Here is a 23,871-nt window from a genome sequence, read left to right on the forward strand (position 1 = left end):
CTTCCGTGGGGTGCGGTGTGCAGGCCGGGCCCGTAGAGTGCTGGCATGTTGGGAGTCCTCAGCCATACCCGCGTCCTTCGCCTGGCCGGCCTGTTCACCTGGGTCATGGTCGGTCTGCCCCTGGCGTACTCGCAGTTCGAGAACCTGCACAGCCGCGGTGACATGGGTGGCTGGGCGGTCCTGCTGTTCGTCGCCTACCTGTCCTTCGGCACCTCCTATTACTGGCTGACCCGCATCCTGCGCAGCGACAGCCCCACCAGCTGGCTGGACCGCGGCCTGCTGCTGCTGCTGACGATTTCGGCGCTGGGCGTCAGCTTCCTCAGCGGCTCGGGCCTGGGCAGCATCCTGATGATGGTGGCCGCCGGGGTCATCCCGTGGATGCTGTCGGTGCGGCTGGGCGTGCTGTGGCTGCTGGTCAGCCAACTGGCGGTGGCCCCGGTCTACTACTTGCTGCTGCGCTTCCCGTTGTTCGAAGCGGTGATGCAGTCGCTGCTGTACGGCGGCTTTTCCATGTTCATCTTCGTGACCAGCCTGGTTGCCCGGCAGCAGACCGAGGCGCGCGACGAACAGCGCCGGCTCAATTCAGAGTTGCGTGCCACCCGCGCCTTGCTTGCCGAGAGTGCCCGCGTCAATGAGCGCACCCGCATCTCGCGCGAGCTGCATGACCTGCTGGGCCACCAGCTGACCGCGCTGACCCTGAACCTGGAAGTGGCCGGGCACCTGGCCGAAGGGCAGGCGCTGGAGCACGTGAAGCGCTCCCATACCTTGGCCAAACTGCTGCTGGGCAACGTGCGCGAGGTGGTCAGCCAGCTGCGCGAGACCGGCGCGATCGACCTGGCCGCGGCGCTGCGCCCGCTGACCGAGAACGTGCCCTCGCTGGACATCCAGCTGGAGATCGAGGATCCGCTGAACGTGGAGGACCCCCAGCGGGCCCACGTCCTGCTGCGCTGTACCCAGGAGATCATCACCAACGCGGTGCGCCACGCCGGTGCGCGCCACCTGTGGATCAAGGTGTACCGTGAAGCCCCGGACCGGGTGGTGGTGGAGGCCCGCGACGACGGTGTCGGCGCGGACATGGTCAATGTGGGCAATGGCTTGCGCGGCATGCGCGAGCGCCTGCAACAATGTGGTGGCCAGCTGCAGATCGAGACCCGTCCCGGTGAAGGCTTCCGCCTGCGGGCAACGGTGCCGGCAACGGTGCTGGTGGCCGCCCTTACCAAGGTTCCTGAAGGAGTACGTTGATGATTCGCGTCTGCCTGGTCGATGACCAAACCCTGGTGCGGCAGGGAATCCGCTCCCTGCTGGCGCTCGACGATGGCATCGAGGTAGTGGCCGAGGCCGGCGATGGCCGGCAGGCGGTCGAGCTGATCCCGCAGGTGCGCCCCGACGTGGTCCTGATGGACATGCGCATGCCGGTGATGTCCGGACTGGAAGCGCTGCAGGTGCTGTCGCGGCAGGAACAGCTGCCGCCGACCATCATCCTCACCACCTTCGATGACGATCAGCTGGTGCTGGCTGGCCTCAAGGCCGGTGCCAAGGGTTACCTGCTCAAGGATGTGACCCTGGCACAGCTGGTCGGTGCCATCCGTACCGTGGCCGAAGGGGGTTCGCTGGTACAGCCGGCGGTGACCCAGCGCCTGTTGTCGGGCCTGGAGCACATGCGCAACGAGTTCGTCAGCCTGGACCGCCCGGACCCGCTGACCGACCGCGAGACCGAGATCCTGCGGCTGATGGCCAGCGGCTTCTCCAACAAGGAGATCGCCAACTCGCTGGGCGTGGCCGAGGGCACCATCAAGAACCACGTGTCCAACATCCTCTCCAAGCTGGGTGTGCGCGACCGTACGCGCGCGGTACTGAAGGCGTTCGAACTCCAGCTGGTCTGAGGAAAATCGTTTCGGTACAAAGACTTGGGTGGTGGCAGGGGGTTCCGGCCAAGGTGCCCCCCTACTTGCCGGGTAGCGGTATGCGTTACCCTTCGAATTCTTTGTCCATACAAATACGCAGCCGGCAGGGAAACCGGTGCGCCAATCCCGATAAACAATGCCCGCGAAGCCTGCTAGGATTGGCGCTTCGCTTCAATCAACCCGGCCGTGGGATCGGCCCCGGAGACTCTCTGAATGACCCGTATTATCGAGTTCCTGATCGCCTTGGGGATCGTGGCTGGCCTGTTCGTCATCATTGGCGTATGTCTGCCGGGCGAGCGTCACATCACCGAAAGCATCGAGACCAACCGCAAGATGACGATCGTGTACGACACGGTCAGCAGCCTGCGCCGCTTCAAGGACTGGAACCCGCTGGTACTGCGCGATCCCGCCGTTGAACTGAAGCTGTCCGGCCCGGCCTCCGGCAAGGGTGCCACCCTGGACTTCACCTCCAAGGACCTGGGCACCGGCTCCTGGAAGATCACCGACGCCGAAGAGAACAAGCGCGTTGCGATCGCCATCGAAGACGCCACCAAGGGTCACGACAAGGTCACCACCTTCACCCTGGAGCCGACCGGCAAGGGTGGCCGCAACGTGAAGATCACCCAGGACTACTCGGTGAAGTACGGCTTCGACCTGTTCGGCCGTTATGCAGGCCTGTATGTCAGCCGCCAGATCGGCGACGACATCAAGATGGGCCTGTCGCGCATGGCCAACATGCTGGCCACCGTCCCGAACGTCGACTACCGCACGCCGGAAGCCCCGCTGACCGATCTGGCCATCGTCGATGTGCCGGCTGAGGATCTGCTGGTCGTCAACGCCGGTAACGTGGACCGCGGTCAGGACACGATCACCAAGTCCATCAAGGACAACCAGGAGTGGATCAAGCGCGTGATGGAGGCCAATGGCCTTGAAGCCGCCGGTCCGTTCCGCATCATCACCACCGACTTCGGCCAGGAGAAGTACGCCTTCGACATCGCCCAGCCGGTGAAGAAGAAGGGTGCTGAAGGTGCCACCGCTGAGGCCCTGACCGTCAAGATCGACGGTGGCGCTCCGGTGAAGTACGTGCACGTGGCTCCGCACCGCTCGGCACATGCGGCCTACACCGGCCACATGGCGGGTCTGGACGTTGCCCGCAACGGCCTGCGCGCCTGGGCTGTGACCTCCGGCAACGAAGTGATCGACCGTCCGTACGAAACCTGGAAGGATGGCATCGACAAGTCGTTCACCCCGGAAGGTACCTACGACATCTACTGGGCCGTCAAGTAAGCCTCGGCTGACCCATGTAGTGTTGGACACGAAAACGCGCCGCTCATTGCGGCGCGTTTTTTTTTCATCTGGCGCCCGGAAAGGGCGCTGTGCAAGGAGTCCCCATGTTCAACCTGGAACGTCGCGCACGTAAGCCTTCCCTGCTGGCCTGCCTTGGTGCGCTGCTGGCGGCGGCATCGATCGGCCTGTCCGCCTACGCATCGCACGGTGTGGCTGACCCGCTTTCACAGCAGCACCTGAACATGGCAGCACTGTATGCGTTCGCGCATGGCGCGGTGCTGGTGGCGCTTGGCCCGCGTGCGCAGGGGGCGACCGCGCACCTGGCGCTGTACGTGCTGCTGCTGGGCGTGTTGCTGTTTTCCGGCAGCCTGGTGGGCGGTGCCTTGTGGCAGTGGCCGACGCGGATGGCGCCGATCGGGGGCACCAGCACGATGGCCGGATGGGTGTTGCTGGCGATCAATGCGTTGAGGCGGTGACGGTCGCAGGGCTGTCGCTCCGATCCATGCCGATGCGATCGTGATGGTTCATGGGCGTTACTTTTCTTTTCGCGCGAAAAGAAAAGTAACCAAAAGAAACGCGCCGCCGGCCGCGAGCCGGCGCTGCGCACCGGTCCCCTGCGCTCCTCGGCCCGTCGAGGGGCGGTGCGGGAACTCGCTGCGCTCAGACACCCGCACCTCTTCGCCCTCGCCGGACCTGCGGTGCTCGGCTCGCTTGAAGGCGGACCCAACAGCCGCGCGCTGATCCCTTATAGAGGCTTCGAGTGAAGCGACCGGCTTCTGTCTTTGCCTTCTTGTTCCATCCCGCGGCCATGCGCTGACCGCTCCAGGCTTTCGCCATGAGGGGCTCAGCCGTTGGCCGGTCTCCAGCACCAGTGCCACGGTTCGTAGACGATGCCGTGCGGGTTGTCGCGCGGGTAACTCAGATGGAAGCCGTGCCCGCCGGCATGCGCCTGCAGCCACGCGAACGCATCGGTGGCGTCGAACGACTCTTCGGCCGGGGCGTCGCCCGGTGTGCCGATGTCCAGCGCGTGGCCGCTGTGGTGTTCGCTGAAACCCGGTGCGGCATTCACCTTCAGGATCTCTGCCACGCTCAAGCCGCGCGCCAGCTTCCGTTCGAAGATGCCCAACTGGTAGGCATGGCTGCGGAAGCCGGAGATGGCATCCAGCGCAATTCCATCCCGTGCCGCGTGCAGTCGCATCCGTCGCCAGCCCTGCGCGGCGCCACGGCGCAGCCACAATGGACGTGCAAAGCGGTCGCGACCGGCGAAGTGCAGCAGGCACGGCTCGGATTCCAGCGGCAGGCCGCTGTCGTCGGCATAGCGCTGTCCATCCAGGCCAAGCTGCTGCAGGCGCTGCTGCAACCCGGCCAGCGGCAGCCACTGATCTTCCAGTCCGGCGCCGAAGGGCCGTGCAGCCGCGGCATCCAGCAGTGCCAGTGCTTCCTCGACCCCGGGTTCGCGCGGCAGGCGCGGCACCATGGGGTGCACACCCTGCGCCAGTACCACCGCCAGATAGCGGCCATCACGCTTGCGCCGCAGCACCCACTGCGCCTGCGACAGCAGGCGTGCATCCAGGTTGCTGCGTGCGCGCAACAGGTGGGCGGGCCACAGCTCGATGGCCTCGGTATTGATCAGCAGGGGGGCGCGTCGTTGCATCGCCGCAGCTTACTGCCGCGGCGCCGACGCGGCCACCTTGCGCAGCGCATCGAGCAGCGCCTGCGGCCGGTCCACACTGAGCAGCAGCGTGCTGCCATCACTGACCGGCAGGGCGAGCACCCGCGCACGGTCGGTGACCAGGGCGAAGCCCTTGCCGCCTCCCTGCAGGCGAAAGTGGCCCGAGTAGAAGCCCGGCATTGAATAGCCATTGGTTTTGACACGGATGCCATAGCGGCGGTCACGCTGCAGGTCGACCACCTCGGCCTGGTCCAGCCGCAACTGCGCCACCGGCACCCGCCGCCGGTACATCGTTGAACGGACGTCCAGCACATCGCCGGCCAGTTCCACCCGGCGGCGGAAGAAGGCCGTGCCCAGTCCAATGCCCAGCAGGGCAATCACCAGCAGGCTCCATGCCGCACTGCCGCCCATCCGGAACCAGGGCGGCGACAGCGTTACTTCGATCCAGGGTGCGCTCGCCGGTGCCTTGTACAGCTGTGCATACAGGCAGGCCACGAAGGCAGCCAGCAGCGGCAGCACGATCCAGAGCACGCGCAGCGGCGAGCTCTCGGCCACGTCAAAGGGTTTCGGGTCGCTGCCGCCCATGGTTCAGGCCTCCTTCTTGAACACCAGCATCGCCGGGCGCATCGGCGCCGGGATGATGATGTTGACCCGTTCCCAGCCCAGTTGGCCCTGGCGGCTGAGTTCGGCCTGGATGTCCTCGGGCTTGAGTACACCCATCATGGACGTCTTGACCTCGATGGTCTGGTAGCTCCAGCGCTTGCTCATTCCTTGTCCTCCGGCGATGGCGTGGGTTTCGGCAGGCGTCCTGCCTTGCGCAGGGCGTCGCGCAGTACGTATTCGATCTGCGCGTTGAGGCTGCGCAGCTCGTCGTCAGCCCAGCGCTGTGCCGCGGCCAGGACCTCGGCATTGATGCGCAGCGGATAGGCTTTCTTCTCACTCATGAAAACTCCTGGCGGGGCGGTGGGGCGCCCCGTTGCGAGGATGGCTCAGTAAAGCGAACCGGCGTTGACGATCGGTTGGGTGCCGCGGTCCGAGCACAGCACGGTCAGCAGGTTGCTGACCATGTGCGCCTTGCGTTCCTCGTCCAGTTCAACCACGCCATTCTTCTGCAGTTCGGCCAGGGCCATTTCGACCATGCCGACTGCACCGGCCACGATGCGCGTGCGAGCGGCGATCACCGCGTTGGCCTGCTGACGCTGCAGCATGGCCTGGGCAATTTCAGCGGCGTAGGCCAGGTGGCTGATGCGTGCGTCGATCACCTGCACGCCGGCGTCGGCCAGACGCTCGGCCAGCTCGTTCTTCAGGTGCTGGGAGATCTCGCTGGCGTGGCTGCGCAGGGCCAGCTGGCCATCCTCGTGCTGGTCGTAGGGATAGCTGGTGGCCATCGCGCGCAGCGCGGATTCGGACTGGATGTGCACGAAGCTCTCGTAGTCGTCCACGTTGTAGACCGCCTCGGAGGCATCGACCACCTGCCAGACGATCACCGCGGCGATCTCGATCGGGCTGCCGTCCAGCTCGTTGACCTTCAGCTTGCCGCTCTCGAAGTTGCGCACGCGCTGGCTGACCCGGCGCTTGGCATAGAAGGGGTTGTTCCAGCGCAGGCCGTTGTCCTTGACCGTGCCCACGTACTTGCCGAACAGGCTCAGCACGGCGGCCTGGTTGGGCTGGATGGTGTACAGGCCGGCCAGGATGAACACGCCCAGCACCACCAGCAGGGCGCCCAGCAGCATCAGCAGCAGGTTGGGCGAGCCGGCACTGGCCTTGGCTGCCACTCCCAGTACGAACAGGGCGGCGCCAGCGAGGGCGACGAGCAGGGCGCCGGCCAGCGTGCCGAGGCCGTTGAGGGAAGACAGCGACTTCTCTTTCATGGCGGTACGTCCTTGAGGGTTCGGAATGAAGATATCAAAGTGATATCACTTGTCGGCTACCGTTCGTCGGATGCCGTGGCCGGGGCGGTCGGCCAGCTAGAATGCCCACCCGCCTTCACATCGCTGCTGGAACCGCCATGGCCAAGCTTGGAACTCCGTTGTCCCCCTCCGCCACCCGCGTGCTACTGCTGGGCTCGGGCGAACTCGGCAAGGAGGTGGCCATCGAGCTGCAGCGGCTGGGCGTGGAAGTGATCGCCGCCGATCGCTATGCCGATGCGCCGGCCATGCAGGTCGCGCACCGCTCGCACGTGATCGACATGCTCGATGCGATGGCGCTGCGCGCGCTGATCGCCCAGGAGCAGCCGCACCTGGTGGTGCCGGAGATCGAGGCCATCCACACCGAAACCCTGGTCCAGCTGGAACAGGAGCAGGGCCTGCGGGTGATTCCGACCGCGCGTGCCGCACGCCTGACCATGGACCGCGAGGGCATCCGCCGCCTCGCCGCCGAGACCCTGGGCCTGCCGACCTCGCCGTACCGCTTCGTTGATACCGAGGCCGAGTACCGTGCTGCCGTGGCCGCCATCGGCCTGCCGTGCGTGGTCAAGCCGGTGATGTCGTCCTCGGGCAAGGGCCAGAGCACCCTGCGCAGCGAGGCGGACATCGCCCCGGCGTGGGAGTACGCACAGACCGGTGGCCGCGCTGGCGCCGGCCGCTGCATCGTCGAAGGTTTCATCGACTTCGATTACGAGATCACCCTGCTGACCGTGCGCCATGCCGGTGGCACCTCGTTCTGCGCGCCGATCGGCCATCTGCAGAAGGACGGCGACTACCGCGAAAGCTGGCAGCCGCAGCCGATGTCGAGCGCGGCACTGGCGCGTGCCGAAGAGATTTCGCGCGCGATCACCGACGACCTCGGCGGCTGGGGCCTGTTCGGCGTGGAGCTGTTCGTGAAGGGCGACGAAGTGTGGTTCAGCGAAGTGTCGCCGCGCCCGCACGACACTGGCCTGGTGACGCTGGTATCGCAGGAACTGAGCGAGTTCGCGCTGCACGCGCGCGCCATCCTCGGCCTGCCGATTCCGGTGATACGCCAGAGCGGCCCGTCGGCCTCGTGCGCGCTGCTGGCGCACGGCGAGGGCGTGCCGTACTTCAACAACGTCGCTGCCGCGCTGCAGGTGCCGGACACCGCCGTGCGCCTGTTCGGCAAGCCGAGCGTGCATGGCCACCGCCGCGTGGGCGTGACCCTGGCGCGCGCGGCAACCATCGACGAAGCACGCGCCATCGCGCGTGATGCCGCCGACGCCATCGGCGTCGAACTGCGCCCGTAAACCAAAAAAGGGGACGGAGGGGATTAAGTCGTTTGTGGCACAAACGACTTAATCCCCTCCGTCCCCTTTTTCCACCGTGCAGTCGACGAACAGTCGACTCTACCCAGTCGACGCTACCGCACGTCCACCCACACCAGGTGGTGGTCGCTGCCGTCGGCGATCTTCGCTTCCGGGCTCTCATTGGCCGGCCAGAAGATGCCGCTGCCCACGTACTCGAAACCGGTCGAGGGCAGCACGTAGTCCAGGCGCATCGTGCCGGACTTCGGGCCGAAATCGCCGGTGGCGTGGAACGGTGCGCCCTTGCGCTCGATGCCCTTGGCCGCATAGGCCAGGCTGGTCTGCTCGCCGCCGACGCTGCGTGGGGTGGGGTAGCGCAGCACGCGGGCGTTCTCGATCAGCTCGACGATCGCCTCATGGCGGCCATCGCCATCGACCGGGTCATTGTTAAGGTCGCCGAGGATCACGAAGCGCGCGTCCTGCGCCAAGCCGCCGCACTGGCCCTTGTCGTCGCACAGCCACGGCTTGTCACCCTTGGACAGGTATTCCTGCCACAGGCGCAGTTCGTCGTGGTTGCGCGCCGCGTTGCGCTTCTCCGGACCGTCGAACACCGGCGGGGTCGGATGCGAGACCAGCGCATGCACCACGCCGGCCGGGGTCTTCACCGGCACGTCCCAATGCGACTTCGACGACAGGCGCAGCTGCGACCACACGTGGTCGTTGTAGAAGCTCTGGCCGGTACGTGGATCGACCGGGCGGATCGCGCCGGGCATCGCGCTCCACTTCAACAGCTGGAAGCTGCGCACCTTGGCTTCGTCGATCGGATAGCGCGACAGCACCAGCATGCCGTACTGGCCCGGGTGCAGGCCGTAGCCCCACGCGTCATTGCCACGGCTGCGGCCTTCGCCACCGACCACGCCGTTGTTGTCCAGGTCCAGCCCGCTGGGCACGCCGGTATTGACCGGTGCCAGGTAACGGTAGGCGAAGTGCAGCGGCTTGCCGCCGCCAGGCTGGGCCACTTCCAGGTAGCGCTTCTGGAACAGGTCGGCGGCGCGATGGGCGTCGTCGAAGTCGAACTCATTCAGCAGCACCAGGTCCGGGCGCACCTGCTGCAGCACCGCGGCGATCTTGCGCGCGTGCTCGCTGTCGCCTTCCAGCTCCTTGATCAGGCCGCCGGCGTCATCGGAGTACAGCGAGGTGTTGTAGGTGGCCAGGCGCAGCGCAGCGGACGGCTTTTCGGTCATCGCAGGGGACGTGGCGAAGGCGGGGGCCGTGGCGCCGCAGAGCAGGGCCAGGGCGAGGATCAGGGGATGGCGGCGGGTCATGTTCATGGGCCGTATTGTGCACCCGGCCCGGTGTCAGCGGTTTGTCAGCGCCCGTCCAGATCGTTGTCGAAATCGTGCCAGCGGCGGCCATCGTAGGCTTCCAGCGGATGGAAGCGACGCTTGTAGTCCATCTTCTGGTGGCCGCGGATCCAGTAGCCCAGATACACGTGCGGCAGCCCCTCGCGGCGCGCCCATTCGATCTGCTGCAGGATCGCGAAGGTGCCCAGCCCGCGCGCGGCGTGGTCCGGGTCGAAGAAGGTGTAGACCGCCGACAGGCCGTGCTCGGTGACGTCGGTCACCGCCACCCCCAGCAGCTGGCTGGGCTGGCCGTCGTGGCCGGGCAGGCGCATTTCCATGAAGCGGGTGTGCGACCAGCTGCCGATCAGGAACTGCTCGAACTCGTGCGGTCCATGGTCGTCCATGCCGCCGTTGGCGTGGCGGTGGGTGAGGTAGCGGTGGTACAGCGCGAACAGGTCGTCGCGGGCGGTGGCGGCGGTGATCCGCACCTCCAGGTCGGCATTGCGGGCGGCACACCGGCGCTGGCTGCGGTCCGGGGCGAAGCGCGCCACCGGGATGCGCACGGCCACGCAGGCCTGGCAGTGCGCGCAATGCGGCCGGTAGACCAGGTCGCCGCTGCGGCGGAAGCCCCAGCTCAGTGCCAGCGGATAGAGCGCACCGAGGCGGCGGTCGTTCGGGTCCAGCACCAGGTCGCGTGCCACCCGGTCCGACCAGTACCCGCAGGGGTGCTCGCCGGTCTGGAAAAGTCGCAGTTCGTCGTCTCTGTCGCCATGTATCGCCATGGGCACAGCATAGCCCCAGGTTGTCGCAGTGGCGGCGACTGTCCGGCGGATGAATGGAATCGGCAGTAGCGTCAACCGACGTCGCGCCCGGGCGTTGTTGTCCCCCGAGGGTGAAGTGATCACCCCGACGCTGTTCCCATCCCCAGGAGTGACCTCATGATCCGTACCCCCCTGCTGCTGGCCCTGCTGCTGGGCACCTCCGCTTCCGGTATCGCGCTCGCGGCCGACACCCCGACCACGCCCGCGCCGCGCCCGGCCAGGCTGGACACCAACGGCGACGGCGTCATCGACCGCAGCGAGGCCGCCGCCAACCCGCGCCTGGCCGCGAAGTTCGACGAGCTGGACAAGAACAAGGACGGCAAGCTCTCGCGCGATGAGCTGCCGCGCTGGCAGCATGGGCGACGTGGCCACGGCGGTGAGCGCTGGGCCAGGCTGGACGTCAACAAGGACGGCCGCATCAGCCGCGAGGAAGCCAAGGCCGATCCGCGCCTGGCCGCGCGCTTCGACCAGCTTGATCTGAGCAAGGACGGCTACCTGGACAAGGCCGACCGCGAGCTGCGCATGAAGCAGCATCGTGATGCCTGGTTCGCTGCCGCCGACACCAACAAGGACGGCCAGCTGAGCAAGGCCGAGTTCGACGCCGCCAAGGGCCCGATGCACGGTGGCCCGCGCCATGGCGGTCCGCGTGATGGCGCTGCGCCGAAGCCGCAGCGCTGAGGTTCAACGCAGTGAATGACGACAACGCCGGCAGGCTGCCGGCGTTGTCCGTTACGCGTTTCCGTTGCGCATCAGCGCATATGCCACCAGGCCGATCACGAATACGTTCGCCCCGATGATGCCGGTGCGCCCGTACACGGATTCGTATTTCCAGTTGGTTCCGCTGCGGCCGCGCCGCGCTGAATCGCGCGCGATCATGGGTGCCATCACGCGCTGCAGCGGCACCAGGCACTGGTAGTTCACCGTACCCAGGCCGATGACGAGAATCGCAAGTTGCAGCCAGATTGGCACCTGCAGCATCAGCGAGATCAGCAGGCTGGTGCAGACGACCATCGCGGTGAACGTATTGAGGTGCACGAAGCGCCGCACTGCTGTTCGTTCCTGCTGGGTGTCTGCGAAGCGCAGCAGGAAGCGGCCACCCAGATGGCTGCCGATGATGCCGCCGACGACGCCACCGGCAACGGTGGCCCAGTCGCTGGCGGGAATCAGGTGCAGCTGGCTGGCGGCGGCCGTCAGTGAACCCATGGCAGCCCCGCCTGCGGCACTGACGCCGCCCAGGCCCAGCTTGCTGCCGCCCACGCCGACACCTGTGCCGAGCAGGATCGCTGCGCTGGCCGTGCCGGGCGCGGCCACCAGTACCATCGAAACCACCGCCGTAGCGAATGCGGCGCTCGGCGCGCTGCTGCGCGCGAACTCACCGAAGCGCTGCAGCAGGCCGTCGCGCACCAGGGCACGTGCACGTGACAGGCGCTTGCGCACGGCAGCATCGCTGAGCCCGAGCAGGTCGGCGACCTGTTGCGAGCGCTGCCCTTCGCGGTAGTACAGCAGCAGGACTTCGCGGCTGTCGGCCGGCAACGCGGAGATGATGTCCTCGGCGGCGATCTCTTCTTCCACCCGCTGCAGCCGGTCGGCCGCGCCCGGTGAAGGGTCGGCGGCCATGCCCATCGCCACCTCGGCGGCCTCGCCGGTCAGCGGCCGGCCACGTTGTGCACGCAGCCAATCGCGGGCCAGGTTGCGGGTGATCTGCCGAAGCCAGGGCAGGAAACTGGTCGAACTGCGCAGCTGGTGCAGCTGCTGCCAGCCCTTGACGAAAGCCTCCTGCGCGATGTCCTCGCTGGCTTGGCGGTCGCGGGTGATGGCCAGCGCGATGGCGGTGACCGTGTTCTGGCAGGCCAGCACGATGCGGCCATAGGCGTGCTGGCAACCGCTGGCGGCGGCCGGCAGTTCGCGTTCCAGGGTCTGGTCGATCGATGCGGCGAACGTCGTCATGGCGGCGGCTCTCCTGCGGGGATTGTGTCCCATGACGGAGCCGCGCGCCCAATGTGACCGACTTTCTGTGCGTTAGTGGCGGCCGCTGGCCGGCAACCTCATGCCAAAAAAAGGGGACGGAGGGGATTAAGTCGTTTGTGCCTCAAACGACTTAATCCCCTCCGTCCCCTTTTTGCGGCTGCCGGACGGCGGCCGGCACTACCCGTGCGTCATTTTGAGGGCTGGATGCGGACCCGGACTTCTTCTTCCTCTTCCGGCGCGGCCTGCGGTGCCGGCTGTGCCTGCTGCGGCTGGGCCTGCGGGGCAGGGGCCGGTGCGACCGGTGCCGGGGCACCACGATGGCGCAGGCCGATCACCAGCGCCACGCCGGCGATCACCACCAGCAGGGCGATGCGGATGCGCCAGGCCCAGCTGCGGCCGCCGCTGCCCGGTTCCGGCGCGTCGCGGAAGGCGAACTCGGCGGTCGGGTGGTCGCGACGGGTGGTGTCGAGCAGGCGCGCCTCGCGCAGGATTTCACGCGCGCGCGGCTGGTCGTCGGCGCGTACGATCCACACCGCTGGATAGGCGTTGGCGTTGCCCAGGTCGGTATAGCTGAACTGACCGCGGCGGCGGGTCTTGTACGAGCGCCCGTTGGTCACCTTGACGTCGATGCCATGCTCGCGCAGGAGCTCGGCCACGCCTTCGACAGTTTCCACGCGCTGGCTGCTGAAGATCTGGCGCATGGGGTTACTCCTTGGCTGGCACGGCAGCGGCCGCGGCCTGGTCGGGAACGACGCGGATCAGGCCTTCCTGCGCGGTGCTGGCCACCAGCACGCCATTGCGGGTGAAGAACTGGCCGCGGGCCAGGCCGCGCGAATCCTGCGCGCTGGGGCTGTCCAGCGAATACAGCAGCCAGTCGTCGGCGCGGAACGGGCGGTGGAACCAGATCGCGTGGTCGAGCGAGGCCATCTGCACGTGCGGGTGGTAGTAGCTGATACCGTGCGGGAAGGTCGCCGTGCCCAGCAGGTGGAAGTCGGAGGCGTAGGCCAGCAGCGCCTGGTGCAGCTCCGGCGCATCGCCCACCGGTTCGCTCAGGCGCAGCCATACCTGGTGGTAGGGCGGGCGCTTGGGTGGGTTCAGTTCGTCGCGCGGGTACACGTGGCGGAACTCGAACGGGCCACCGCGCGACAGCCAGCGCTGCACCTTGATCGGCAGGCGTTCGAGCACTTCCGCCGGCAGCGGACGATTCGGCTCGATGTCTTCCGGCTGCGGCACTTCGGGCATCTTGTGCTGGTGCTCGGCGCCGGTCTCGGCCTGCTGGAACGAGGCCGCGCAGAAGAAGATCACCTTGCCGTGCTGGATCGCGGTGACCCGGCGCACCGAGAAGCTGCCGCCATCGCGGGTGCGGTCCACGTCGTAGACGATCGGGTGGTCGATGTTGCCGGCGCGCAGGAAGTAGGCGTGCAGCGAGTGCACGTGGCGGCCGTTGTCGACCGTGGCCTGCGCCGCGGCCAGCGCCTGGCCCAGCACCTGCCCGCCGAACACGTACTTGGTGCCGATGTCGCGGCTCTGCCCGCGGAACAGGTTGTCCTCCAGCCGCTCCAGCGTGAGCAGGTCGATCAGCTCGGAGACGACGGGTTCGGGCGTGTCGTTCAAGGGGGGCGGCCACAGCAGTGAAGAGGCCCCGATTATACCGGTGCAGGCCAGCCCATCATCGGTAGTGCCGGCCGCTGGCCGGCAGCCTCAGGCGTCCCGGAAGGATTGCCTGGTTGCCGGCCAGCGGCCGGCACTACCGTTTACTTGCCGAGCCGGGCTACCAGGGCCTGCAGCGCGTTCTGTGCATCCGGGGCGAACCAGGCCTCGACGAAGCGGTCCAGCTGGATCAGGTCCGGGTGCAGCGCCTCATGCAGGTCGGCACGGGCAATCGCGCGGGTCAGCAGCATCGGCTGGCGCGGCTGCTTGAGCAGGTTCTGCAGCCAGGCAATGGCGCGTGCCACCACCAGGTCTCCCTCGGCCAGCTCATCCACCAGGCCGATCTGCAGCGCCTGTTCGGCCGGCACCAGCGAACCGGTGGTCAGCAGCACGCCGGCGCGGTGCACGCCCACCGCGCGGCGCAGCAGGCGCTGGATGCCCTCCGGCGCAATCAGGCCCACCTGCACCTCGTTCAGGCCGATGGCATACGGCCGCGACGGATCGGCGCTGCGCGCCATCACCCGGTAGTCGCAGCACAGGGCCAGCACGCAGCCACCCGCCGGGGCGTGGCCGGTGATCGCCGCGACCACCGGAATGCGGCTCTCGGCCAGCGTGCGCACGGCGCCAAAGAAGGCGTTCCAGGTGTCCAACAACTTGTGCTTGTCATCGCCATGCGAGAGCAGGTGCGGCACGTCCATGCCGCCGGTGAAGACGCGCTCGCTGCCCGACAGCACGATGCCATGCGCGTCTTCGGCCATGGCCAGCTCGATGGCATGGATCAACTGCCGGCACAGTTCGGTGTCCAGTGCGTTGACCGGCGGCCGTGCCAGGCGCAGTTCGCGGATGGGGCCATGGTTGATCACCTCGATGAGCGTCGTCATGCTGCGGTCTCGTTGCGAAGAAGGAACCTGGGCGATGATAACCAAACCATTCGTTGGCGTACTGTGGGTCCTGTGTGCGACCGCAGCATCGGCCTCGGCCGCCGAACCGGCGTGCGTCACGGTGGAGCAGGGCTGGGCGCGGTTGCCTCCGAATCCGGCAATGCCGATGACCGCCGGCTACGGCGTCATCCACAACGGCTGCAGCAAGGCGATGGCGATCACCGGCGCGACCAGCAGCAGCTTCGGTGATGTGTCGCTGCACGAGACCACGATTGTCGACGGGGTCAGCCGGATGCGCGCGATCGAGCGCCTGCCGCTGGCAGCCGGCGCGCGTGCCGAGCTCAAACCCGGTGGCCTGCACCTGATGCTGATGCAGGGCAAGGGTGCGTTGAAGGAAGGGCAGGTGCTGCCGCTGCGGCTGCAGCTGGAAGGTGGTAGCGAAGCGAGTGCGACGTTGACCGTGCGCAAGGCCGCGCCGTAGCGGGATGGCAGTGCCGGCCAGCGGCCGGCACTACCAAACAGGCTTACGACCAGTCGTAAGAGAACAGCACCGTGCGGCTGACCGGCTCGTACAGCATCACGATCGCGTCGGCACCGGTGGCGCACCAGTTGTAGCCGGCTACGTCGGCCACGGCGAAGAATTTGTTGCCATTGCGGGTGATGATCACCGTTTCGGCATCGTCCGCAGCGTTGGGGTCATCGGCCGCCTCGGTGAAGCCCAGTTCGAAGGCTGCGGGAATCTCCGCGGTCTCGGTCCAGTTGCCGAAACCAATGGGGCCACCCAGCGTATCCAGATAATCGCGCTCGCTGGCCTCACCCTTGCCGTAGCGCGAGTAGCAGGCGAGACGACCGTGCGTGGCATGGTAGTCGCGGGCCTTGGCGTAGCTCTCGCGCATCTGCGCGATGTGTTCCTGTGCGTCCTTGTCCTGTACCGCATCGCCGATGAAATAGCCCTCGTTGCCGAGGAAGCGCATCTGGTTGCCGGCGGTCAGTTCGAAGGCGATCCAGTTGGTGCCGGTGAAATCGTTGTGGTGGTCTTCGGTGGTCTCGCCGATGCAGCCGTCGTACGGCTCGATCGGGCACAGCATCGTTGCCACCTGGCCAGCCAGTTCCGGGCGCAGCACGCCCAGGTCGATCTTCAGCAGCGGCAGCAGGTGCTGGCCGAGCCAGGCCTGGTCGGCGGGAAAGACGTCGGTGGGGAAGGGGACCATGCCGGGCAGCAGGTCGCGCAGTTCGGTCTTGTGGATCATGTCAGTCCTTTGATCAGTGTCGGTCGTGCCGGCCGCTGGCCGGCAACCTCATTGCAGCCAAAGCGTGCCGACCAAGGTCGGCACCCACCAGGGCGCGTCAGGTAGAGGCGCTGCGGATCGCCTCCGGCAGCGGTGCGCTCTTGCCGGTCTGGGTATCCATCCAGACCACCACCACGTTGCCATCGGAATACAGCTTCGAATCGTCCTGCTGATCGACGATGCGGTGGCCGATGGTCACGCTGCTGTTGCCCAGGCGCTCGACGAACAGTTCGACCACGATGTCGTTGGGCCACACGATCGGCAGCCGGTAATTGACGTTGGTCGCGGCCACCACCGGTGCGATGCGGTCGGTCATCGATACGCCGTCCACGCCCAGCATCCAGCGCACGCGCGCTTCCTCCAGGTAGGAAATGTACTTGGCGTTGTTGACGTGGCCCATGCTGTCCATGTCACGCCAGCGCACGCTGATCGGGATGCGGGCCAGGATCTTGTGTTCGCTGCTCATCAGGCGTCCTTCTTCTTGGTCGTGCTCTTGCTGGCCTTGCCGGTGCTCTTGGTAGCCACCGCCTTCTTCGCCACCTTGGCCGGCTTCTCAGGCTTCACCTTGCGCGGCGGGCGGGCATCGGGCTTGTTGGCCACGGCGGCCGGCTGTTCCGGGCGCGCGCTGGTGGATGGCAGCATGCGGGCCAGGAACTGGCCGGTGTACGACTGCGGGCAGGCCGCCACGTCTTCCGGCGTGCCGGTGACCAGGATGGTGCCACCGCGATGCCCGCCTTCCGGGCCCAGATCGACGATCCAGTCGGCGGTCTTGATCACGTCCAGGTTGTGCTCGATCACCACCACCGTGTTGCCCTCGTCGCGCAGCTTGTGCAGCACGCCCAGCAGCGCTTCGATGTCGTGGAAGTGCAGGCCGGTGGTCGGCTCGTCGAGGATGTACAGGGTGCGGCCGGTATCGCGGCGCGACAGTTCCTTGGACAGCTTCACGCGCTGCGCTTCACCACCAGACAGCGTGGTCGCGCTCTGGCCCAGCTTGATGTAGCTCAGGCCGACGTCGACCAGCGTTTCCAGCTTGCGCGCGATCGACGGCACCGGCTCGAACAGCTTCAGCGCATCCTCGACGGTCATTTCCAGCACGTCGTTGATGTTGAAGCCCTTGTACAGGATCTCCAGCGTTTCGCGGTTGTAGCGCTTGCCATGGCAGACATCGCACGGCACGTACACGTCCGGCAGGAAGTGCATCTCGACCTTGATCAGGCCGTCGCCCTGGCAGGCTTCGCAGCGGCCGCCGCGCACGTTGAAGCTGAAGCGGCCCGGCGAATAGCCACGCGCGCGCGCTTCAGGCACCTGTGCGAACAGTTCGCGCAGTGGAGTGAACAGGCCGGTGTAAGTGGCCGGGTTGGAACGCGGGGTGCGGCCGATCGGCGACTGGTCGATGTCCACCACCTTGTCGAACAGGTCCAGGCCATCGATCTCCTTGTACGGGGCGATCGGGTGCGAGGAACCGTTGATCTCGTTGGCGGCCAGCGAGAACAGGGTGTCGTTGATCAGGGTCGACTTGCCCGAGCCGGACACGCCGGTCACGCAGGTCAGCAGGCCCGACGGAATCGCCAGGTCCACGCCCTTCAGGTTGTTGCCGCTGGCCCCGCGCAGGTGCAGGGTCATCTTCGGATTCGGTTTGTGCCGGCGCGCCGGAATCTCGATCGCGCGCTTGCCGGACAGGTACTGGCCGGTCAGCGAGCGCGGTGCCTCCAGGATGTCCTGCAGGGTGCCTTGGCCGACGATCTCGCCGCCATGAACGCCCGCGCCCGGGCCGATGTCCAGCACATAGTCGGCCAGGCGGATCGCATCCTCGTCATGCTCCACCACGATCACCGTGTTGCCGAGGTCGCGCAGGCGGGTGAGGGTGCCGAGCAGGCGTTCGTTGTCGCGCTGGTGCAGGCCGATGGACGGCTCGTCGAGCACGTACATCACGCCGACCAGGCCGGCGCCGATCTGGCTGGCCAGGCGGATGCGCTGCGCCTCGCCACCGGACAGGGTGTCGGCCTTGCGCTCCAGGGTCAGGTAATCCAGGCCCACATCGACCAGGAAGCCGAGGCGTTCGCCGATTTCCTTGACGATCTTCGCGGCGATTTCGCCACGCCAGCCCGGCAGGCTCAGTTCGCTGAAGAACTTCAGCGCCTCGTCGATCGGCAGCACCACCAGGTCCGGCAGCGGGCGGTCGGCCACGAACACGTTGCGAGCCGCCTTGTTCAGGCGCGCGCCGTGGCATTCCGGGCACGGCTGCTCGCTGATGTACTTGGACAGTTCTTCGCGCACCGCCGGCGACTCGGTTTCCTTGTAGCGGCGTTCGAGGTTGGGAATGATGCCCTCGAAGCGGTGCTTGCGCTGGGTGCGGCCACCGGCTTCGGTGAAGTAGGTGAAGGTGATCGCTTCGTCGCCGCTGCCGTACAGCACGGCCTGCTGCACCTTGGCCGGCAGCGAGTTCCACGCCGCGTCGACGTCGAACCGGTAGTGCTTGGCCAGCGAGGCGATCAGCTGGAAGTAATAGGCGTTGCGACGATCCCAGCCGCGCACCGCACCGGCGGCCAGCGACAGTTCGGGATGCACCACCACGCGCGAGGGGTCGAAGAACTCGGCCATGCCCAGGCCATCGCAGCCGGGGCAGGCGCCCATCGGTGCGTTGAACGAGAACAGGCGCGGTTCCAGCTCCGGCAGCGAGTAATCGCAGACCGGGCAGGAATACTTGGAGGAGAACAGCGTCGGCGCGGTTCCGGTGTTGTCCAGGCTCTGCACCGAGGCCATGCCGTCGCCCAGCTTCAGCGCGGTCTCGAAGCTCTCGGCCAGGCGCTGCTTGATGTCCTCGCGCGGGCGGAAGCGGTCGATCACCGCCTCGATGGTGTGCTTCTGGCGCAGTGCCAGCGGCGGCACCGCGTCGATTTCATGCAGCTCGCCGTCCACGCGCACACGGACGAAGCCCTGCGCACGCAGCTGGTCGAACACCTGCGCATGCTCGCCCTTGCGGTCGCGGATGACCGGCGCCAGCAGCATGTAGCGCTGTTCCGGGTCCAGCGTCAGCACCTGGTCGACCATCTGGCTGACCGTCTGCGCTTCCAGCGGATAGCCGTGGTCCGGGCAGCGCGGGGTGCCGACGCGGGCGTACAGCAGGCGCAGGTAGTCGTAGATCTCGGTGATCGTGCCGACGGTCGAACGCGGGTTGTGCGAGGTCGACTTCTGCTCGATCGAGATGGCCGGGGACAGGCCTTCGATGTGGTCCAGGTCCGGCTTTTCCATCACGCTCAGGAACTGGCGCGCATAGGCCGACAACGACTCGACATAGCGGCGCTGGCCTTCTGCATAGATGGTGTCGAACGCCAGCGAGGACTTGCCCGAGCCGGACAGGCCGGTGATCACGATCAGCTTGTCGCGGGGCAGGTCGAGGTCGAGGTTCTTCAGGTTGTGCGTCCGCGCGCCGCGGATGCGGATGAAATCCATCGCCATGGGGGATCCGGTTGTGGGGGCGTTGGCTGGGTGCCGGGCCAGCAGGGAACGGCAATCGGTCAGCCTACCGAGGTGACCAGATGGGGGCAATGGGCGACATTGCCAGCCCGGTGTCTCACCTTGTGAGACAGGCCGTCAGCCAGGGGTCAGATCCCTGGCTGACGGCGTGAAAAGGGTTCTGACCCCTTTCCGGTGCCGTCTCCTTCGACGTTCAGGGGTTGACTTGACCCGCGCCCGCTGATCTGCGTAAAATTCCGCTCCTGTCCGCCCTCGATGGCGGCAGCTCAGACCACAATAACTACAGAGGAAGGCCTGGTCATGTACGCAGTACTGGTCACCGGCGGTAAGCAATACCGCGTGGCGCAGGGCGAAAAGCTCCGCATTGAAAAGCTCGAAGTCGAAGTCGGCAGCGAGATCAAGTTTGACAACATCCTGATGCTGGGTGACAGCGACGGCGTGAAGCTGGGCGATGCGCTGAAGGGCGCTGCCGTCACCGCCAAGGTCCTGTCCCAGGGTCGTGCTGACAAGGTCCGGATCATCAAGTTCCGTCGCCGCAAGCACCACATGAAGCGTCAGGGTCACCGTCAGTACTACACCGAAATCGAGATCACCGGCATCGCCGGCTAAGCATCAGGAGAAGCAGTCATGGCACATAAAAAGGGCGTAGGCTCCTCGCGCAACGGTCGCGACTCCAACCCGAAGTACCTGGGCGTCAAGATCTTCGGCGGCCAGGCCATCGAAGCCGGCAACATCATCGTGCGTCAGCGCGGCACCCAGTTCCACCCGGGCACCGGCGTTGGCCTGGGCCGTGACCACACCCTGTTCGCCCTCGTGGACGGCAAGGTGGAGTTCTCGGTCAAGGGCGCCAAGAAGCGTCGCACCGTCAGCATCGTCTCGGCTGACGCCTGATCCAGGCATCGCCGGCGCCCGTGCCTCGGCATGGGGGTGCTGCATGAAGAGCCCCGCTTCGGCGGGGCTTTTCGTTAGAGTTGAAGCAAGACCGGCCAGGCCGGGCTGCCGGCCATCGGCAGGCATAACATTCAAGGTGGCGGCCGGCAGGCCGCGCCCATCGCAGGCATCGAAACAATGAAACTGGTAGACGAAGCAGAAATCGAAGTGTTCGCCGGCAACGGCGGCAACGGCTGCATTGGCTTCCGTCGCGAGAAGTTCATTCCGCTCGGCGGCCCGGACGGCGGCGACGGCGGTGCGGGCGGCAGCGTGTACATCCGCGCCGACGAAAACCTGAATACCCTGGTCGACTTCCGCCATGACCGCATCTTCAAGGCGCAGCGTGGCGAGAACGGCATGGGCCGCCAGGCCTACGGCAAGGGCGGCGAAGACCTGACCATCACCGTGCCGGTCGGCACCGTAGTGATCAACGTTGCCACCGATGAAGTCATCGGCGACCTGACCCAGCACGGCGACCGCCTGCTGGTGGCCAAGGGCGGCCGCGGTGGCCTGGGCAACATGCACTTCAAGAGCTCGACCAACCGCTCGCCGCGCCAGGCGCTGCCGGGCGAGCCGGGTGAGGAGCGCACGCTGAAGCTGGAGCTGAAGCTGCTGGCCGACGTCGGCCTGCTGGGCTTCCCCAACGCCGGCAAGAGCACCCTGATCCGTGCCGTTTCGGCGGCGACGCCGAAGGTGGCCGATTACCCGTTCACCACGCTGTACCCGAACCTGGGTGTGGTGAAGGTGGAAAACTACCGCAGCTTCGTGATTGCCGACATCCCGGGCCTGATCGAAGGCGCGGCCGACGGTGCCGGCCTGGGTGCGCAGTTCCTGCGCCACCTGCAGCGCACCCGCCTGCTGCTGCACCTGGTGGACATCTCGCCGATGGAGGGTGGGGTGGAAGGCATTTCTCCGGTCGAGCAGGTACGCGCCATCGAGCGCGAGCTGGAAAAGCACGATCCGGAACTGCTGCAGAAGCCGCGCTGGCTGGTGCTGAACAAGGCTGACCTGATGTTCGAGGATGAAGCGAAGGCTGCGGCCGAGCAGATCGTCGCCGAGCTGGGCTGGAAGGAGCCGTGGTTCCTGGTCTCCGCGCTGGGTCGCGAAGGCACCTTCCCGATCATGAGCCGGATCATGGCCTTCTTCGATCGCCAGAAGGAAGAAGAGCAGGAAGCCCGCGACGCGCGTTAATGCTGTTGTGGTTCCATGCGAAAAACCCGGCTTCGGCCGGGTTTTTTTTGTTCCCCGGTAGTGCCGGCCGCTGGCCGGCATTCCTCGGGGTTGCCGGCCAGCGGCCGGCACTACCGGATCGCGCGGACCCCGTGGATCGCTGGCAACAAAAAACCCGGCCGGGGCCGGGTTCTTGTCTGCTGCCCGGCCCCTAAGGGCAGGGCGGCAACGCCGGATCAGGCGGCCTTGAGGGCCTTGATGCGGTCGTTCAGGCGGCTCTTGTGGCGAGCAGCCTTGTTCTTGTGGATCAGGCCACGCGCGCTGAAGCGATCCAGGATCGGCTGGGCAACGGCGAAGGCGGCTTCGGCGCCGGCGGCATCGTTGGCGTCCAGCGCCTTGATCACTTTCTTGACAGCGGTGCGCAGCATCGAGCGCTGAGCCACGTTGCGCGCGTTGCGCACGACGGTCTGCTTGGCGCGCTTCTTGGCGGACTTGATATTGGCCACGGTGGTGGTTTCCTGAAAAAATCGGTGTTATGGGAACAGCAAGCTAGCTAGTATGATGGCGTAAGAAATGCACGTCAAGTCGATTGTCAAGAGGGACGCTGAGTGAGTTCACCCAAGTTGTTGCGGGGCCTGCTGTCGTTCAGCAGCATGACCATGGTCTCGCGCGTTCTCGGACTTGTCCGGGACTTCGTGGTGACCACCACGTTCGGCACCAACGCCATCACTGATGCTTTCTGGGTCGCCTTCAGGGTACCCAATTTCCTGCGGCGTTTGTTCGCCGAAGGCTCTTTCGCCACCGCTTTCGTGCCCGTGTTCACGGAAGTGAAGGAGACCCGCAGCCACGCCGAGCTGCGTGAACTGATGGCCCGCACCGCCGGCACCCTGGGCGGGGTGCTGATGCTGGTCACTGCGCTGGCGCTGATCTTCGCGCCGCAGCTGGCCTCGGTCTTCTCCAGTGGCGTTGATACCGATCCGGTCAAGCAGGGCCTGCTGGTCGACCTGTTCCGCCTGACCTTCCCGTTCCTGTTGTTCGTGTCGCTGACCGCCCTGGCCGGCGGCGCGCTGAACAGCTTCCAGCGCTTCGCCATGCCGGCGCTGACCCCGGTCATCCTCAACCTGTGCATGATCGCCGGCGCGCTGTGGCTGGCCCCGCGGCTGGGCGGCACCCCGGAAAAGCAGATCCTGGCGCTGGGCTGGGCGGTACTGGCTGCCGGCATCCTGCAGCTGCTGTTCCAGCTGCCCTCGCTGAAGGGCATCAACCTGCTGACCCTGCCGCGCTGGGGCTGGAGCCATCCGGGCGTGCGCAAGGTGATGACGCTGATGGTGCCGACCCTGTTCGGCTCCTCGGTGGCGCAGATCAACCTGCTGCTGGACACCGTCATCGCGGCCAAGCTGACCGATGGCTCGCAGTCCTGGCTGTCGCTGGCCGACCGCTTCCTGGAGCTGCCGCTGGGCGTGTTCGGCGTGGCGCTGGGCACGGTGATCCTGCCGGCGCTGGCCCGTCACCACGTCAGCACCGACCGCGAAGGCTTCTCGCGCTCGCTGGACTGGGGCCTGCGCATGACCCTGCTGATCTCGGTGCCGGCCATGCTGGGCCTGCTGCTGCTGGCCGAACCGCTGATCGCGACCATCTTTCAGCACGGCCAGTTCAGTGCCTTCGATACCCGCATGACCGCGCTGTCGGTGTACGGCCTGAGTTTCGGCCTGCCGGCGTTCGCCCTGCTGAAGGTGGTGTTGCCAGCGTTCTACGCACGCCAGGACACCAAGACCCCGGTGCGCGCGGGTGTGGCCGCGCTGGTGGCCAACATGGTGTTCAACTTCGCCCTGCTGGCGGTGCTGTACCAGGTCATGGTGCCGGACGAGCTGAAGGCGCAGGGCGTGATGGCGGCCATCGGCAAGCAGCCGGGCCTGCATCTGGCGCTGGGCATTGCCAGTGCACTGTCCAGTTACCTGAACCTGGGCCTGCTGTGGTACTGGCTGGGCAAGACCGACGTCTACCAGCGCCGGCCGGGCTGGGGCGGCTATCTGCTGCGACTGCTGCTGGCCTGTGCGGCCATGGTTGGTGTGCTGCTGGCCCTGCTGCACTGGCTGCCAGGCTTCTCGGCGATGAGCGTGTGGGAGCGGATCGGCAGCCTGTCGCTGCTGGTCGGCGGTGGCGGTGCCACCTACGCGGTAGCCATGCTGGCGATGGGCTTCCGCCCGCGCGATCTGCGTGGGCATTGATCGCGGCTTGTGGCGGCTATACTTCAGGGTTACACCATTGAAGCGGCGGCCCCGGTCG

The 23,871-nt window shown here is 66.7% G+C and carries 26 protein-coding genes; 11 read left to right on the forward strand and 15 right to left on the reverse strand.

Annotated features, from left to right (window positions below; genetic code table 11):
* Positions 1-45 precede the first annotated feature (45 nt).
* The 4 genes from AC5P8Y_RS05155 to AC5P8Y_RS05170 all read left to right on the forward strand — a co-directional run bounded on the left by AC5P8Y_RS05155 (position 46) and on the right by AC5P8Y_RS05170 (position 3,667).
* Complete coding sequence (locus tag AC5P8Y_RS05155) at positions 46-1,242, forward strand: sensor histidine kinase (RefSeq protein ID WP_005408536.1); 1,197 nt, start codon at positions 46-48, stop codon at positions 1,240-1,242.
* Positions 1,242-1,883, forward strand: coding sequence for a response regulator (locus tag AC5P8Y_RS05160; protein WP_005408537.1), 642 nt, complete (start codon positions 1,242-1,244; stop codon positions 1,881-1,883). Before AC5P8Y_RS05155 ends, AC5P8Y_RS05160 begins: the two co-directional genes overlap by 1 nt.
* A gap of 234 nt (positions 1,884-2,117) precedes the next feature.
* Entirely contained in the window at positions 2,118-3,191 is a 1,074-nt protein-coding gene (locus tag AC5P8Y_RS05165) for a polyketide cyclase (protein ID WP_005408538.1), read from the forward strand.
* Positions 3,192-3,295: 104 nt separating this feature from the next.
* On the forward strand, positions 3,296-3,667 hold the full coding sequence (locus AC5P8Y_RS05170; RefSeq protein ID WP_495201854.1) for a DUF423 domain-containing protein: 372 nt from the start codon (positions 3,296-3,298) through the stop codon (positions 3,665-3,667).
* A 368-nt stretch (positions 3,668-4,035) separates the two neighbouring features.
* Here the strand turns inward: AC5P8Y_RS05170 and AC5P8Y_RS05175 are convergent, their stop codons facing one another.
* The 5 genes from AC5P8Y_RS05175 to AC5P8Y_RS05195 are packed head-to-tail and all read right to left on the reverse strand — an operon-like array spanning position 4,036 to position 6,734.
* Positions 4,036-4,845, reverse strand: a complete 810-nt coding sequence (locus AC5P8Y_RS05175; protein WP_033833349.1) for a M15 family metallopeptidase — start codon at positions 4,843-4,845, stop codon at positions 4,036-4,038.
* 9 nt (positions 4,846-4,854) lie between these two features.
* Complete coding sequence (locus AC5P8Y_RS05180) at positions 4,855-5,448, reverse strand: PH domain-containing protein (protein ID WP_024956285.1); 594 nt, start codon at positions 5,446-5,448, stop codon at positions 4,855-4,857.
* A gap of 3 nt (positions 5,449-5,451) precedes the next feature.
* Positions 5,452-5,631 carry a DUF4177 domain-containing protein gene (locus tag AC5P8Y_RS05185; protein ID WP_049431768.1) on the reverse strand — a complete coding sequence of 60 codons (180 nt, stop codon included), beginning with the start codon at positions 5,629-5,631 and terminating at the stop codon, positions 5,452-5,454.
* Positions 5,628-5,807, reverse strand: a complete 180-nt coding sequence (locus AC5P8Y_RS05190) for a type II toxin-antitoxin system antitoxin (RefSeq protein WP_005408543.1) — start codon at positions 5,805-5,807, stop codon at positions 5,628-5,630. Before AC5P8Y_RS05190 ends, AC5P8Y_RS05185 begins: the two co-directional genes overlap by 4 nt.
* Before the next feature lie 45 nt (positions 5,808-5,852).
* Complete coding sequence (locus tag AC5P8Y_RS05195) at positions 5,853-6,734, reverse strand: SPFH domain-containing protein (protein WP_049431765.1); 882 nt, start codon at positions 6,732-6,734, stop codon at positions 5,853-5,855.
* A 137-nt stretch (positions 6,735-6,871) separates the two neighbouring features.
* On the opposite strand from AC5P8Y_RS05195, the gene purT reads away from it, so the two are divergent.
* The gene (purT, locus tag AC5P8Y_RS05200) at positions 6,872-8,059 is read left to right on the forward strand and encodes a formate-dependent phosphoribosylglycinamide formyltransferase (protein ID WP_049431763.1); all 1,188 of its coding nucleotides are present in this window, start codon (positions 6,872-6,874) and stop codon (positions 8,057-8,059) included.
* A 113-nt stretch (positions 8,060-8,172) separates the two neighbouring features.
* On the opposite strand, the gene AC5P8Y_RS05205 is transcribed toward purT, so the two are convergent.
* Together AC5P8Y_RS05205 and AC5P8Y_RS05210 are read right to left on the reverse strand one after the other, a co-directional pair.
* Complete coding sequence (locus AC5P8Y_RS05205) at positions 8,173-9,387, reverse strand: endonuclease/exonuclease/phosphatase family protein (RefSeq protein ID WP_005412618.1); 1,215 nt, start codon at positions 9,385-9,387, stop codon at positions 8,173-8,175.
* A 38-nt stretch (positions 9,388-9,425) separates the two neighbouring features.
* Complete coding sequence (locus tag AC5P8Y_RS05210; RefSeq protein ID WP_005408547.1) at positions 9,426-10,181, reverse strand: arginyltransferase; 756 nt, start codon at positions 10,179-10,181, stop codon at positions 9,426-9,428.
* 156 nt (positions 10,182-10,337) lie between these two features.
* Between AC5P8Y_RS05210 and AC5P8Y_RS05215 the strand changes: the two genes are divergently transcribed.
* Positions 10,338-10,898: an EF-hand domain-containing protein gene (locus tag AC5P8Y_RS05215; protein WP_049431760.1), complete on the forward strand. Its 561-nt coding sequence runs from the start codon at positions 10,338-10,340 to the stop codon at positions 10,896-10,898.
* Positions 10,899-10,949: 51 nt separating this feature from the next.
* Here the strand turns inward: AC5P8Y_RS05215 and AC5P8Y_RS05220 are convergent, their stop codons facing one another.
* From AC5P8Y_RS05220 to AC5P8Y_RS05235, 4 genes are all read right to left on the reverse strand, one after another.
* Entirely contained in the window at positions 10,950-12,167 is a 1,218-nt protein-coding gene (locus tag AC5P8Y_RS05220; protein WP_495201855.1) for an RNA polymerase sigma factor, read from the reverse strand.
* Between the two features lie 209 nt (positions 12,168-12,376).
* Positions 12,377-12,889, reverse strand: coding sequence for a pathogenicity-like protein (locus AC5P8Y_RS05225; RefSeq protein ID WP_049404707.1), 513 nt, complete (start codon positions 12,887-12,889; stop codon positions 12,377-12,379).
* 4 nt (positions 12,890-12,893) lie between these two features.
* Entirely contained in the window at positions 12,894-13,802 is a 909-nt protein-coding gene (tesB, locus tag AC5P8Y_RS05230) for an acyl-CoA thioesterase II (RefSeq protein ID WP_005412623.1), read from the reverse strand.
* 140 nt (positions 13,803-13,942) lie between these two features.
* Positions 13,943-14,719, reverse strand: a complete 777-nt coding sequence (locus AC5P8Y_RS05235; RefSeq protein WP_012479449.1) for an enoyl-CoA hydratase/isomerase family protein — start codon at positions 14,717-14,719, stop codon at positions 13,943-13,945.
* Between the two features lie 34 nt (positions 14,720-14,753).
* On the opposite strand from AC5P8Y_RS05235, the gene AC5P8Y_RS05240 reads away from it, so the two are divergent.
* Entirely contained in the window at positions 14,754-15,200 is a 447-nt protein-coding gene (locus tag AC5P8Y_RS05240; RefSeq protein ID WP_033833357.1) for a copper chaperone PCu(A)C, read from the forward strand.
* A 43-nt stretch (positions 15,201-15,243) separates the two neighbouring features.
* Here the strand turns inward: AC5P8Y_RS05240 and AC5P8Y_RS05245 are convergent, their stop codons facing one another.
* The 3 genes from AC5P8Y_RS05245 to uvrA all read right to left on the reverse strand — a co-directional run bounded on the left by AC5P8Y_RS05245 (position 15,244) and on the right by uvrA (position 19,467).
* On the reverse strand, positions 15,244-15,969 hold the full coding sequence (locus tag AC5P8Y_RS05245; protein WP_033833358.1) for a hypothetical protein: 726 nt from the start codon (positions 15,967-15,969) through the stop codon (positions 15,244-15,246).
* Between the two features lie 97 nt (positions 15,970-16,066).
* On the reverse strand, positions 16,067-16,474 hold the full coding sequence (locus AC5P8Y_RS05250) for an acyl-CoA thioesterase (RefSeq protein WP_033833359.1): 408 nt from the start codon (positions 16,472-16,474) through the stop codon (positions 16,067-16,069).
* A complete protein-coding gene (uvrA, locus tag AC5P8Y_RS05255) occupies positions 16,474-19,467 on the reverse strand; it encodes an excinuclease ABC subunit UvrA (RefSeq protein WP_049454959.1) in 2,994 nt (997 codons plus the stop codon). The genes AC5P8Y_RS05250 and uvrA overlap by 1 nt, the downstream gene beginning before the upstream one ends.
* Positions 19,468-19,785: 318 nt before the next feature.
* Here uvrA and rplU point away from each other — a divergent pair, with 318 nt between their 5' ends.
* The 3 genes from rplU (at position 19,786) to cgtA (ending at position 21,606) form a co-directional block, all read left to right on the forward strand.
* Positions 19,786-20,094: a 50S ribosomal protein L21 gene (gene rplU, locus AC5P8Y_RS05260; RefSeq protein ID WP_005408557.1), complete on the forward strand. Its 309-nt coding sequence runs from the start codon at positions 19,786-19,788 to the stop codon at positions 20,092-20,094.
* An 18-nt stretch (positions 20,095-20,112) separates the two neighbouring features.
* Positions 20,113-20,376: a 50S ribosomal protein L27 gene (gene rpmA / locus AC5P8Y_RS05265; protein ID WP_005408558.1), complete on the forward strand. Its 264-nt coding sequence runs from the start codon at positions 20,113-20,115 to the stop codon at positions 20,374-20,376.
* A 177-nt stretch (positions 20,377-20,553) separates the two neighbouring features.
* A complete protein-coding gene (cgtA, locus tag AC5P8Y_RS05270; RefSeq protein ID WP_033833360.1) occupies positions 20,554-21,606 on the forward strand; it encodes an Obg family GTPase CgtA in 1,053 nt (350 codons plus the stop codon).
* A gap of 215 nt (positions 21,607-21,821) precedes the next feature.
* On the opposite strand, the gene rpsT is transcribed toward cgtA, so the two are convergent.
* Entirely contained in the window at positions 21,822-22,091 is a 270-nt protein-coding gene (gene rpsT / locus AC5P8Y_RS05275; RefSeq protein WP_005408560.1) for a 30S ribosomal protein S20, read from the reverse strand.
* A 117-nt stretch (positions 22,092-22,208) separates the two neighbouring features.
* Between rpsT and murJ the strand changes: the two genes are divergently transcribed.
* Positions 22,209-23,813, forward strand: a complete 1,605-nt coding sequence (murJ, locus tag AC5P8Y_RS05280) for a murein biosynthesis integral membrane protein MurJ (protein ID WP_032965638.1) — start codon at positions 22,209-22,211, stop codon at positions 23,811-23,813.
* The last annotated feature ends 58 nt before the right edge of the window (positions 23,814-23,871 follow it).

The sequence above is a fragment of the Stenotrophomonas sp. YJH_SMC_12-1 genome (assembly GCF_059370935.1).